This window comes from Bacillus cereus group sp. MYBK15-3 (assembly GCF_051916765.1).
Lineage (GTDB): Bacteria > Bacillota > Bacilli > Bacillales > Bacillaceae_G > Bacillus_A > Bacillus_A cereus.
Window position 1 is genome coordinate 240,624 of sequence record NZ_JBQAHG010000001.1, and the last position, 13,388, is coordinate 254,011.

Sequence of the window (13,388 nt, forward strand, 5' to 3'; positions counted from 1 at the left end):
AATACATCATTCTTATAATGTATTAATTTATGATTTCATAAAACAACAGTCTGCTTGCACATAATGAAATCCCTTTCTCTATTCCTAATAAGCTCTTACTGGCGATATAAGATGTACTGCTGCAGATTGCTCTCCTGCTTCAATCAATATCGGTCGCATAGAACCTCCAAAACTTAAAGTAATCGTTTCTTCTTTTATTGCTCTTAAAGCATCAACCATAAAACGCCCATCGAAAGATATATTTAATTGTTTTTCACCTTGAATCGCATCTATTTGTTGCGTTTCAGATATTTTCCCAATTTGAGAAGCGTTTGAAGAAATTTTAATTGTGGATTCGTTTATGATTTCTAAGTTAACATTGTTATTAGCCCATTCACTTGCTAATAAACTTGATCGGTCTACACCTTGTAATATCTTTTTTCTATCTACGTTAATAATCGTTTTAAAATCATTTGGAATAAGGTTAGAAATATTAGGATATTTCCCTTCAATTAGTCTTGAATATAATGTAGTTGTTCCGATCGTAAATATAATATGACTCTCTGAAAGGTAGATATATACGAATTCCGAATTGCTGTTCATTAATTTTAGAAGTTCACTAATGGTTGCGCTTGGTACAATACAATTTGCTTTTACATCTGAGGAAAGTAATGTTTCGCGTATCGCTAGTCTATGTGAGTCAGTTGCAGCGCAAATTAACTTATTATTAGATAACTCTATATGCACCCCAGTAAGAACAGGTCTAGACTCATTTTTTGCTACCGCAAAGACTGTTTGTTTAAATACTTCAATCAATTGCTCTGTTTCTACCTTGATTTCTGCATGATTGTCTATAAGCGGTACATTCGGAAACTCATCTGCAGGAAATCCATTTAAACTTAATGTGATTTCTTCTGATTGTATCTTAATAATTTGCTCATTCTTACTTTTTATTGCTATATCACTTGGCATTTTCTTTATTATTTCAATGAAATACTTTGCAGGTACAACAATAGTTCCTACCTTTAAAATAGTTGCAATCTTTTCGTCTTCAATTGAAACAGGAATGAATTTTTCAATAAAAATATTTGAGTTACTTGCAATTAAAGTAATTCCAGATTGATCTGCAGTTATTTTTATACCAGATAATATAGGAATTAAAGATTTTGTTGATATTGCTTTGTTGACTTCTGAAAGTGCTTGAGTGAATTGTTTGTGATTAACGATAAACTCCATGTTTCCCCCGCCTTACATGAAATAATATTTTTATGAAGATTGATGAACGATTGTTCCGTTAAAAAAATAAGGTACTGTTTCTTTCTTTTGTAATAAATATAGTAAATGTTCTGGTATGCGTAAATACGGTGCTGCTATATGTAATTCCATCCAAGTAATCTCTTCGATTTCTTTTGGCCTTGATATATATGTCTCCCCGCCGATTATTTCGCCTAGAAAATTAAAGAAAATTGCATGATGATCTCTTTCCTCGAAAAAGGCTTCACTGATAGAACAAATCCCGTTTACGTTTATATGTAACCCTGTTTCTTCTTTTACTTCTCGAATTACTGCTTCTTCTAATGTTTCTCCTAGTTTAACTGCGCCACCTGGTAATGTATAATAAGAACCATTTTCCCCTTTGTTTTTTACCATTAAGATCTTTTCATTAGTTTTATCGTACAAAATCGCGTATGTAACATTAACTTTTTTCATATATACCTCCTCTATTTTAAATAAAAGGAATTTTCTGCCTTCTATTCATTCTACCATTAACTCCTTTTAATATATATAAGTTAGTTAAGTCTTGCCTTTACCGCTATTGTTGGAGTTAATAAGAATAGGCTACTGATATAAAAAAAGAACGTACCTTAGGAAGATTATCCAAAGTACGTTCTTGCAGTTTTAGTATAAAAATTGATTCAATTAATACTGAAATTAATAATAACCTCGCCCTTATTGCATTTGTATTTCAAATACTAACGTTAACAAATTCTATATACTTTTTAACCGTTTTTCTAAATAATAATGATTATGTCCTTTCGGATGATCTTCACTTACTCCAATTACTTTATATCCATGTTTCTTATAAAAATCAGGTGCTTGGAAACTAAAAGTATCTAAATTAATTAACCTACACCCTTTTTCAATTGCAAATTCTTCAATAAGCTTTATTAACTTGCTTCCGTAACCTTCATGCCTATATTCTTCAGAAACCCATAGAAAGTCAACGTGTACATGGTGCCAAAAAGTTATTGCTGTTACCCCACCTACTATTTCTTCTTTTTCATTTCTTACTATGAAACTAACCTTTTCTGAAGGTGTTTTTTCTTCATCTGCAAGATATTTTTGATTGTATTCAATTACTTTCTCTCTTATGTAATCACTATCTTCTTGTACCCACTGCTGTACTATTTTCATTTTAAGTGTCACGCTCCTTTTTACTTATCTATTCAATTTTATAATGAAATTGTCCTGTCTTTAATAAGTTCGTAAAGAAGCAAAGTTAATGGAATAAAAAAGAGCCCTAACATGAGGACTCTTTTTAAAATTAAGCTACTTTCCGATGTAAATGTTTTAGTTCCTTTTTCTTTTCTACATTTGGTGGGCGGATTAATATTGAAATAATGAAGGAAATAACACTTAAAACACCGATTATAATGAAAGTTGGTTGAAATCCCCCGAGTATCGCTCCAATAAATGATCCTGCAAGCGCACCAAATCCGAAACCTTGGTAGACAATCCCGTAATTTGTACTATGGTTTTTTAATCCAAAGAAATCTCCGACAATAGCTGGGAATATAGTTATATTACCGCCGAAGCAAAAGGCGACACTTGCTACACAAGCAAAATAGATTCCGTAATTTAGCGGAATAAAACTTAAAGTAAAGACTGACAATCCTATAATAATAAACGTTGCAGAGACAATTTTCATTCGGCCGATTTTATCTGATAACGTCCCAAGAATAATTCTACCTACTGTATTAAAAATTGCAATCATAGCAACGGCGTTTGCAGCGGTTGCTGCGCTAAGGCCAACGAGTTGTACACCGATATCTTTTACCATACTGATTAAATACAAACCACCCATACACGAGGTGAATAACATAAAAAATAGCAGATATACTTGTTTCGTTCGCATCATTTCACGCGGAGTATAGTCATTGTGCAATGTTTCAGTTACAGCATTACTTACAATTGCCTCACGTAAGAAGAACGATCCGATTAACACTAAAAGTAACACGATAATACCCCAATATAAGAATGCTTGTGATACACCAAGGTTATCGATAAGATTTCCGTTTATATATCTAAAGATTAAGCTGCCCATTCCATACGCTGATACAGATATACCTGAAATAAGCCCTTTCCGATTTGGAAACCATTTAATTAAATTAGATAGTGATGTAATATAAGCTGTTCCATCCGCATAACCAACAACAACACCAGCTAATAAATATAATAGTGGTAAGGAAGAAACTTGTGAACTAAGTATTAAGCCGAGTCCTAAAACAATTCCTGCAGTAGCAATAAGTTTCCGAAGTCCTAATTTTTTCTGCAATTTTGCTGCAAATAAAGTTGAGAATGATAAAGAAAAACTTGTTATAGAGAAAGTTATCGCTACTGAATTAAGATTCCATCCAAACTTACTTACAAGGGGTTGATTAAATAAACTCCATGTATAAATTGTTCCAAGGCCAATTTGAACAATGATTGTACCTAGAACAATTAGTAACGGATTTATAGAAGTTTGTTTCATACTAACTGTCCCCTTCTTTTATCTTGACATAGATTTTCACAGTTAGTATATCCATCGTAAATTGCAAGATACTGTACGGAAAATGGTAATTAAGTTCATATACACAAAAAGACACTTCATAAAGAAGTGTCTTTTGCAGGTTATATCAGATGTTTCTAAAGAAAGCTTTGTTAAGATAAGCCATTTTCGAATGCTTATGTATATATGTTATCAAATAATTTCTTATATGTGATGAGACTTAAGACGTATTTTTCATTCATCATATAGTCGGATGAAAAATTAATATTCGATTTCATCAAAATCCTTCGGCTGCGGTACAGTTTGCATATTAGCTGCATCTTTAGGATCGCTATAAATTGCATTTTGCTCTGTATTTACACCTTTTATATTTTGTTTTTTATTTTTGTTCACTTTATCTTTCACTTACAATCACTCCTTTTTGTTATAGGAGTAATTATGCCCTATTACCGTTACTAAATGTATCAGCGACTAAATTACTAAATTCACGTAAATAATATAAGTAATTATCACCGCCGTAGTTATATCTTTTGTTATACATTTTTGCAACAACTACATTATATTCAGGTATTACTAAAATAGTCGGTCCAGTAATCCCTAATATTTGATATGACCCTTTTGGAACACGTTCACCAAGTTCGCTTAATTGTGCAGGTTCATTTTGAACGAACCAAAACAAGCCATTTTGTGGTAGTTCTTTATTTACATATGTTGGACTCTGCAAACTCGTAGCGATTTTTATAACTTCTTTTGGAACAATTTGCTTACCGTTTATCACACCTTGATTTAAATGAAGATTGCCCCAATAAGCAAATTCTCTAGCTGAGACAAACAGATTTTTTTCAGTACCGTCATCTACCGTACCAATTTCACTAGTCGCGTCTTCATTTGGATTATTAACAACGTCAACTAAATTTTCATCTCGCTGAACTCTCCAACCTGTTTCTTGAAAATTAGCAGGCTTAAAAACACGCTCCTTTAACAATTCAGGAAAACTTTTGTTATATAGCTGATAAATAAGACGTGTCATCATTCTTACATTAATATCTCTATATGCCCATGCTTGTCCCGGTTCAAATTCACGAAAAATTGTCCCGTCATTCATTTCCTCTAATCCGTGCGAATGTGTTACTAAATGTCTTATCGTTGTTTTACCAAGCAATGCAGGATTAAAGTCTTTAAAATATTTTATCGCTTCATCATCAATAGAGTTTATTTTCCCCTCGTAAAGCGCATACGCTATCATTAATCCTAAATAACTTTTTCTAGCAGAAGCAACGTTGAACTGCGAAGATGCGGTTACTTTTTTATTAGTCGATGTATTTGAGTGATAACCGCTATAATGCTCTAATACGACTTTATTATTTTTTATAATACAAATTGCTGTAGCAGAACTATGATTTTTTTCTTTTATATTCTCTACCCAAGAAATCAACTTATCATATGTATACAAATAAATCCCCCTTAATACACATCAAAATTACAGCATGAAAGAAAAGTATAAACAGTATTTACACCTTTCTTTCATATAAAATATTAATGATGTACTATATTTAAATAATCCACCAGTTCCAGCAATTAAAGCAACCAAAACATCCGGCACAACCTACGCAACCACCACATCTGCCACCGCCGCAACCGCCACAGCGTCCACCACAACCTCCGCATCCGCCACAACGACGTGCATCGCCTTGGATGTAATAATATGGATATTGGCTTTGTTGTTGATCCCAATACACAACATTACCAGTTTGATAATCATTAAGGTTTAATGTTTGTAATTCATGTTGAAACTGATTCATTACGAACCCCTCCATTTATAAATATAAATTTCGCCCAAACGTTAAAGTTTATATATTTTTGTAAACAAAATAGAAACAAGACTATAGACTAAATGCGTACATCAACAAAATATGAACTTACACTAGGTGATGTACCTTGTTTTTCAGCCTATTTTCTTTATATTTATTCGATGGACGTATTTACTATAAATAAAGTGATTTAAAAATTACTAATCCAACAATTTAGTAGTTCATCACTTAACTTTCTTTCTAGTAATTCCTTCACTAAAGGCATTGGCATGATTTCATAATGATTTAAGGCTTCTTTATTATAATCTATCCAGTGAAATGCTAAATGAGACTCGCTCGATTTCGGTGTTAAGTCCGTATGTAAATCTTGTGACTCTACTTCAAAAATGTGATTAATTTCATGATGGAGCACTTCTTTATCTTGCCATTGATTTTCTATGACTCCTAAAAATTGTTGTATACTACAGTTTACTCCAAGTTCTTCTCTTAACTCTCTTATTAATGCATTCTCTACTGATTCTCCAATTTCAACATGGCCACCAGGTAAAAAATAATGATGGCCGATATATTCAGCAACTAATAATTTCCCATCTTTTATCATGACTGCTCGTACAATATGATGGAATTTACTTTTCAATTGAAATCCCTCCTAGTTATTCAATGTATAGTTGCTCAAAATAGTCATTTAGTATTGGTATAATATAAATCATAGGTGTTTCATACGGATGAATATCATTAATAACTTCAAGAGCATCTTTTACAAGTTCTCGTTTACACTTTATTTCAACTTTACATTCTTGCCCTTCGCATATTCGCCCGTTTTACATGCTCCAATTTTATTTAATTCATCCCTTAATGTTTCAATATATTCTTCAGGAATGAACACTTCAATTTTCACTTCAGTAAATTGCATATTTCATTTACACCTTTACTTCCTAATAGTTAAACAAATAAACGATATACTTGCTCACCATCATACTCTTGTCCTAATGATATGAAACCATATCGTTCATATAATTTCTTTGCAGAGAGATTATCTTTATGTACTGTTAATCTAATTTCTTTACACGATTTAAAAGTATTTTTTATTATATTAATACTTTCTTGTAATGCTGCTTTTCCATAACCATTACCTTGCTGCGATTGATCAATAATAAATCCGTTAATCCAATACATATCCGATGTCTCTCTTACAACAGCATGCATAACAAAACCAACCATAAGGTCACCATGGTATATAGCGAATGGTATGTACTCTACATTGTCACCATCTGGTTTTATATATACTTTAGCAAGCGAAACTGCTACGGATGGAACAAATTTCAACTGATTTTCTTTAACTTGTAGTTTTAATGCTTCTTCCCAATTTTCTCTCGTAACAACCTTTAACTGGATATTCAATATTGTAAGCTCCCTTATATAGAGGATGTATGTTTATATTCAACGCATTGAAATAATTCCCTTTTTCGACAACAACTTATAACATAATTTTTATAAAATCTTGAATGAATTTTTCTGCATCTATTTCTAAAGCTATACGGGCTCCTTCAGATATAGAGCTAAGGCGAAAATCAGCAAATGTTTGTCCTTTCGTATCTCCGTATGTATCAACATTCACTGTACGATGTACAAATTCAAAAAAGTTTGGATTTACTAATCCACTTATAGCAACCACATCATGAAGCAATGGCCCTTCGATAGATGGATTAAGTTTTTGGTATGCAGAAAAATAGTAATCATACATTGGTTTCATTATCGTATGGAATGGATTCTTTGAATTAGCTTGAATATAGTCAAACACATTTGGTGTTAACACAGCTTTGTTTGTTACATTTAAAGGGAATATTAATAAATTCTTTGCTTGATGGAAAACAATTTTACTTGCTATAGGATCTCCATACACATTTGCCTCTGCTAACGGCGTAACGTTTCCTACTTCTAAAAAAACACCACCCATGAAATAGATTCCTTTTACATTTAGCATTAAATCATTCCACAAATTAAAAGCAATTGCTAACGAGGTAGATCTTCCTACATCAACAATCGTTAAATCTTTTCCGTACTTTATAAGAATCGTAGCAATACTGCCAAAATTGTATATTGGAATAGATAATACGCTTTCTGGAACATGGATGGTACCTAATCCTTCTGCTCCGTGAATTTCAGGGTAGTACGTAGTAATTTCTTCTGTAAGTGGTTTTGTTGCACCACTAATGACAGGAATGTCTTGTCTATTTGCTAACTGTAAAATATACGCTGCATTATGTGCAGCATGTATATGCTCAACATTTCCGTATCCAGTTACAATACCGACAATTTCAATTTCGGGATGCAGTAAGCCATACATAATGGCAAATGAGTCATCAATACCTGGGTCTCCGAAAAATAATACTTTTTCCAAGAAATACGCTCCTCTCACGAAAAAAACGAGTCATTAGTAACTATGTATATGAAAAAAGCAAGTATATCTATGCAAATTTTAGAATGGATAATGTTTTACAAAATATTAAAAAGGAACTAGCGTATGCTAATTCCTTTCTTGAGTAACCATTCTCAAATTTAATTAATTATCGTATCCTTCATAAATTGCATCATTTATTTGATTTTGTATTTTTGTATCATCAGGTACAGGTTTCCACCAATTTCCTGTAATGAATAACATAGTTAATAAATTATAACTATCACTAAAATAACTTTCTCTCTTATTCTTCATCCAATCCCAACCGCTATTTACCCACTTTTGATTATTGCTACTTGTTATACTTGCAGCAATAAACGGTGAAACAAATACAGCAGTTGAATAACTACCAATATTAGATCCATTTAATTGATAACCATCCACAATTTTAGAAGGATTTCCATTCGTTTTATTTTGAATCCACGAAGAAACTTTATCAGAAATGACTTTACTTCTTTTCTCGCCGTACATCGCATAGTCCATTACAATTCTCAATGGTACCCGACTAGCATTGTAATAATATGCATTTGTATATTCTGACTCCTCTAAGAAGTCTTTAGGTGCGGGTTGTGGTGGGTTTTTTACAACGAAATCTGAAATAAGTCCTGTATTTGGAGAGTACTTATTACTAAATTGCGTATAAACATCGTACAAATTATTAATAACAGTAAGCCAAGTTTTATCACCTGTAAATTCATAAAATGCTCTAAGGTGTGACATCATCCAATCAGATGGTCTCGTATCAAGTGAACTTTTAGAATCCCAATCTCCTAAATTTAGTCGGTTATTATTTGTAACATTACTAGCTTTAATACCTTTTGTAATCATGTCTTTTGCTTCTTTCAAATAATTCACTGTTCCATTAGATCCCCACTGCTTATGAGCAAGAAGAAGAGAATACGCAATATCTAAATCTCCATCAGTAGCAGAATCAAAATGACCTTGTGCTTTTTTACTATCTGCGACAACCCATCCCATTAAATTAGGATTTTGAGAACTTTTAAAAGTTCTTGCTGTTTTAAATAAACCGTCATAGATTTTTTGAGCATTCGAATCATAACCAGCCATTAATACTGTAATTATCATCCCATACCCTTGACCTTCTGAAGTTCCAAGTGGCTTAAACCCATCAGCATCACCTGTAATCTCTCCTTTTACATAATAACCACCAGGTAAAGAAGATAAATCATTTTTCAAATATTTCTTTTTCCAATTATCGTAGTAACTTCTTACAGAAGCATTTAAACTTTCCTGTGTAACATGATTCGGTTTTATAACACCTGCATAATTAACTTGCTGCGGAAATGGTTTCATTTCCTTTGCAGCAGCTACTTGTTGATTAACTACGGGAATAGAATTTTGTACTGAATTGTCCGTTACACTTGCTGCGAAACTAGAATTAGAAAAACTAGCTAGTCCGATTCCTACAATAGAAATACATGTGAAAATTTTTCTTTTTCCATTCATTATGTTGTCAGCTCCTTTTAAAATGCTTACTACATAAAATGTAACATACAATATTTAACTGAAATACAAAATATTATATTTATCAACATAAGAAAGAAACTATATAAAAAAGTATCTTAAAGTCATTATTGAATTACATTATACGGATTGATTATTTGCTAAATTCCCATGTTTTTCTTTTCTTAATACTGGTATATGAGCAATCACAATTCCAAGTATAGTAATCACTCCGCCAATTATCGAAACTAAAGTTGGCACTTCTCCTAACCATATCCAAGCAATGAAACACGCAGTTATTGGCGTTAAATATAGAGAACTTGTTGCTTCAGAAGCACCAGCACGAGATATAATATAGGCCAATGCAATATACGGGAGTACTGTTGGAAAGACACCTAAATATATAACGCTCAAGTTAACTTCAAGAGGAGCTGCTAGTATTTCTTGATAAACTCCGGGTAAGAAAATAAGCATACATATAGTACTAGACAAAATTGTATATATGGTAAATGGTAAGAAGTCGTATTTTTTTAAGTAAGATGTTTGGAAAACGAAAAATAGACTTTCTGAAATCGCCGCTAATAATATAAATAATCCCCCGCTATTTAATTGAATAGCGTCGCCTTGGCTAAATGAAATTAAGGCAATTCCTGCAAAACTCATTACACCACCGATCCAGCCATTTAATTTCATTTTTTCATTCAAAAAAACAAAAGAAAGAATTGCCGTCACTATTGGAGTGACTGAAATTATTAAACTTGCAGATCCAGCATTTACTGTTTTTTCGCCGTAGTTTAATGCGATGTGATAAATAGTAAACCCTAAAGCACCAAATATAAAAAATGCTGGGATATCCTTTAAATCCGGTAGTCGCAGTTTGTATATAAATGAAAATAACAAAAGTATAAATGAAGCGATTAATAAGCGTAGTAAAGTAAGGTGTTCAGGCGTATAAGATTCAAGCCCCATACGAATTGCTGGAAAAGCAGTTCCCCATATAAGAATTGTAAAAGCGTGAGCACATATAATGCGTAAATCCCATTTTTTATTATGCATGTTTTCTCTCCCTCCCTAATAAACCAACCATTTTTAAATTACCAATTATTTCTTTTCATCATATTTAATAGTTGATACAATGTCTTCAACCAGTTATTTATCGGAAAAACCAACCACTTTGAATCTTTTAAATAAACGAGGGAGTTTTTTTATATGACAAACGATAAAAAAGTGCCCAAATATCGGCAGATAATAGACTATATGAAAGAAAAAATTGAAAACGGAGAATGGCCAATTGGAAGTAAAATCCCTAGTCAGCGGCAGTTAGCAAAATTATTTCATGTAAATCGAAGTACTGTAATAACTGCGCTAGATGAACTTATGGCAGATGGTTTAATTCAAGGACAAATCGGAGCAGGAACAATTGTAACAAATAATACATGGTCATTATTAGCAACTAATCCCCCGCCTGATTGGAGTGAATATGTAAAGGCCGGTATTCATAAACCAAGTAAGTTAATGGTGCGAGAAATAAATGAAGCAGAAGCAAATAAAACGCTTATCCATCTTAGTAAAGGTGAACTTGCACCTCATCTCTTCCCGCTCGAAACTATGCAATCTATAATAAAAAACGTCAGTGAGGAATTAGATTATTTCGGATACGAAGAACAAAAAGGTTTTTATCTGTTACGTGAAGCAATAAGCAAATATGTAAGATCATTTGGAATACATGCATCACCGGGTTCTATATTAATAGTGTCTGGTGCACTCCAAGCATTACATTTAATATCAATTGGTCTTTTACATAGAAAATCAACTGTTTTACTTGAACAACCTTCTTACTTATATTCACTTCATGTTTTTCAATCAGCAAATATAAATTTATCCGGTATATCAATGGATTATCACGGTATTTTACCTAACGACTTATTAAAACGAATTAAATATAGTCAAAAGAATAATATTTTATATTCAATCCCTTGTTTTCAAAATCCAACGGGGATATTGATGTCCAAAGAGCGAAGAAAAGAAATATTAAAAATATGTGAAAAAGAGCAATTGCCTATCATCGAGGATGATATTTACCGAGAGTTATGGCTTGATGAATCACCTCCAGCTCCTTTAAAGTCGATGGATAAACATGGACATGTATTATATATTGGTAGCCTCTCTAAAACACTTAGCCCTGGAGTTAGAATTGGATGGATAATTGGACCTGAGCCTGTTATTGATAGGTTGTCAGATATAAAAATGCAAACAGACTATGGATCGAGTTCTTTATCTCAAAGAGTAGCTGCTGAATGGATAAATGAAGGTTTTTATGAAGCGCATGTAGCAAACGTAAGAATGCACCTGAAAGAACGAAGACAAATAATGATACGAGCTTTAAATAAATATTGTGCAGATATTGCATCGTGGGATATTCCTAGTGGTGGAGTTTTTATATGGCTAAAGGTTGTACATAACATTCCGATGAAAAAACTATTTTCAGAGGCACTATCAAAAGGAATTCTTTTAAACCCGGGACGTATTTATGAAGAAGAATCAGATCAGTACATTCGTTTATCATATGGATATGCTTCTCCAGAACAAATGACTTACGGGGTTAAATTGCTCAGTGAATTAATTCGGAAGTTAACAGCATAAAAAAATCCTCTTTTGTTTTTGGAGGATTTTTTTATGTATCTTATTTACCACAATTTCATTTCCTGCCCTAATAAAATAAGTTCTTCATAAGGATCTCCGTCAATATTTAATACTTGAGCAAAAGCAGGTTCTGTTTTTAAACCTTGTTCCTTTAAGTGAATAACTTCTTCCCTTATATGGGGATGCTGCATTAATAACATGTGTTCCACTATCATATGTCTATATGCATTTTGATTACGCACTGGCTTAGGTTGAGCAAATAATTCAAATTCAAAACCTTCGAATTCAAAATTCACCTTTATCGATTCAGTACCTTTCATTTTTTTCTTTTTTATATTGAACCCTCTATAAGAACCATATAAAGATCTCATTTCCTGCTCAAAAACATCAAAATTATATACTTCCATTACAATATCTAAGTCAGATTGAGAAGTATCAATTCTTATCGGGATTGTCCCGCAAAGAACGGGATTATATAAAGCTAAACCCTCCATAATATTTAGTTTGTTCAAAACATCATATACTTTTTGTTGCTTGTCATTCCCTGATTGTAAATATGTAATAGATGTAAACATGGAAGTCTCTCCTTCATTTCACGTAATACGTGTCTCACTAAACTCAAGAAAAATTTGTCCGTTTAAACTTGTTCTTGAAGTACCTTTACTTCAATATATTAAAGTGAATAAACAATATGTTTCAACTTTTCTCCTATGCTGCAATACTATAAAAATAAAAAGGGAGGAATTATGATGAGCATTTTCAACATTCTTTTAACCATCCACATATTATTTGGAACGATATGTTTAATAACTGGGATAATAGCGATGGTTGCTCAAAAGAAGAAAGGTAAACATACGGAATGGGGTGAAATATATCACGCATCCTATGTCGTTATCACCGTTACTGCCATTATATTATCCATTATAAACTGGGATAAAATCGCATATTTATTTTATGTAGCAATCTTCTCTTATTCATTTGCGATTTATGGATACCTTGCACGAAAAAAACGTTGGAAAAATTGGCTCCATCACCACATTAGAGGTATGTTAGGTTCTTATATAGGTGCAGTCACCGCACTTTTAGTAAATGTCGGCATCCATATTCCCATTATAAATTTACTTCCGCCAATATGGTTTTGGTTTTTACCCACCTTAATTGGTATCCCCCTCGTAGCCAGTGTATCAAAAAAATATAAAAAGCGTAGTTGAAATTAATTACATTTTGATTACTTTCTGATTATTAGAATGAAAAATTATAA

15 protein-coding genes and 1 pseudogene are annotated in these 13,388 nt (G+C 32.4%); 2 read left to right on the plus strand and 14 right to left on the minus strand.

Annotation, left to right across the window (positions count from 1 at the left end):
- Window positions 1–84 precede the first annotated feature (84 nt).
- The 13 genes and pseudogenes from dnaN to ACTFR8_RS01395 form a co-directional block, all read right to left on the minus strand.
- A complete protein-coding gene (gene dnaN, locus ACTFR8_RS01335; RefSeq protein WP_000394480.1) occupies window positions 85–1,215 on the minus strand; it encodes a DNA polymerase III subunit beta in 1,131 nt (376 codons plus the stop codon).
- A gap of 30 nt (window positions 1,216–1,245) precedes the next feature.
- Window positions 1,246–1,689, minus strand: a complete 444-nt coding sequence (locus tag ACTFR8_RS01340) for an NUDIX hydrolase (RefSeq protein ID WP_000757608.1) — start codon at window positions 1,687–1,689, stop codon at window positions 1,246–1,248.
- Window positions 1,690–1,968: 279 nt separating this feature from the next.
- Entirely contained in the window at window positions 1,969–2,394 is a 426-nt protein-coding gene (locus ACTFR8_RS01345) for a GNAT family N-acetyltransferase (RefSeq protein ID WP_000706906.1), read from the minus strand.
- A gap of 130 nt (window positions 2,395–2,524) precedes the next feature.
- Window positions 2,525–3,733 carry an L-lactate MFS transporter gene (locus tag ACTFR8_RS01350; RefSeq protein ID WP_000815136.1) on the minus strand — a complete coding sequence of 403 codons (1,209 nt, stop codon included), beginning with the start codon at window positions 3,731–3,733 and terminating at the stop codon, window positions 2,525–2,527.
- Window positions 3,734–4,012: 279 nt separating this feature from the next.
- Entirely contained in the window at window positions 4,013–4,156 is a 144-nt protein-coding gene (locus tag ACTFR8_RS01355) for a hypothetical protein (protein WP_070172649.1), read from the minus strand.
- Window positions 4,157–4,187: 31 nt separating this feature from the next.
- Window positions 4,188–5,204 (minus strand): serine hydrolase domain-containing protein, encoded by a 1,017-nt coding sequence (locus ACTFR8_RS01360; protein ID WP_000288900.1) that lies wholly within the window; start codon window positions 5,202–5,204, stop codon window positions 4,188–4,190.
- Between the two features lie 100 nt (window positions 5,205–5,304).
- The gene (locus ACTFR8_RS01365) at window positions 5,305–5,553 is read right to left on the minus strand and encodes a heterocycloanthracin/sonorensin family bacteriocin (RefSeq protein WP_001071345.1); all 249 of its coding nucleotides are present in this window, start codon (window positions 5,551–5,553) and stop codon (window positions 5,305–5,307) included.
- 199 nt (window positions 5,554–5,752) lie between these two features.
- Entirely contained in the window at window positions 5,753–6,199 is a 447-nt protein-coding gene (locus ACTFR8_RS01370; protein ID WP_000836837.1) for an NUDIX domain-containing protein, read from the minus strand.
- Window positions 6,200–6,215: 16 nt separating this feature from the next.
- Window positions 6,216–6,475: pseudogene (gene cutA, locus ACTFR8_RS01375) on the minus strand (divalent cation tolerance protein CutA).
- A 29-nt stretch (window positions 6,476–6,504) separates the two neighbouring features.
- Complete coding sequence (locus ACTFR8_RS01380) at window positions 6,505–6,963, minus strand: GNAT family N-acetyltransferase (protein ID WP_001025614.1); 459 nt, start codon at window positions 6,961–6,963, stop codon at window positions 6,505–6,507.
- A 76-nt stretch (window positions 6,964–7,039) separates the two neighbouring features.
- Window positions 7,040–7,963, minus strand: a complete 924-nt coding sequence (locus ACTFR8_RS01385) for a nucleoside hydrolase (RefSeq protein ID WP_098299784.1) — start codon at window positions 7,961–7,963, stop codon at window positions 7,040–7,042.
- A gap of 162 nt (window positions 7,964–8,125) precedes the next feature.
- The gene (locus tag ACTFR8_RS01390) at window positions 8,126–9,487 is read right to left on the minus strand and encodes a glycosyl hydrolase family 8 (protein WP_001013596.1); all 1,362 of its coding nucleotides are present in this window, start codon (window positions 9,485–9,487) and stop codon (window positions 8,126–8,128) included.
- 138 nt (window positions 9,488–9,625) lie between these two features.
- Complete coding sequence (locus ACTFR8_RS01395) at window positions 9,626–10,540, minus strand: DMT family transporter (protein ID WP_144608029.1); 915 nt, start codon at window positions 10,538–10,540, stop codon at window positions 9,626–9,628.
- Window positions 10,541–10,693: 153 nt separating this feature from the next.
- Between ACTFR8_RS01395 and norG the strand changes: the two genes are divergently transcribed.
- Entirely contained in the window at window positions 10,694–12,127 is a 1,434-nt protein-coding gene (gene norG / locus ACTFR8_RS01400) for an efflux pump transcription regulator NorG (RefSeq protein ID WP_144608031.1), read from the plus strand.
- Between the two features lie 44 nt (window positions 12,128–12,171).
- On the opposite strand, the gene ACTFR8_RS01405 is transcribed toward norG, so the two are convergent.
- Entirely contained in the window at window positions 12,172–12,702 is a 531-nt protein-coding gene (locus tag ACTFR8_RS01405; RefSeq protein ID WP_000495193.1) for a DUF4269 domain-containing protein, read from the minus strand.
- Between the two features lie 174 nt (window positions 12,703–12,876).
- On the opposite strand from ACTFR8_RS01405, the gene ACTFR8_RS01410 reads away from it, so the two are divergent.
- The gene (locus ACTFR8_RS01410) at window positions 12,877–13,338 is read left to right on the plus strand and encodes a DUF2306 domain-containing protein (RefSeq protein ID WP_000021727.1); all 462 of its coding nucleotides are present in this window, start codon (window positions 12,877–12,879) and stop codon (window positions 13,336–13,338) included.
- Window positions 13,339–13,388 lie beyond the last annotated feature (50 nt).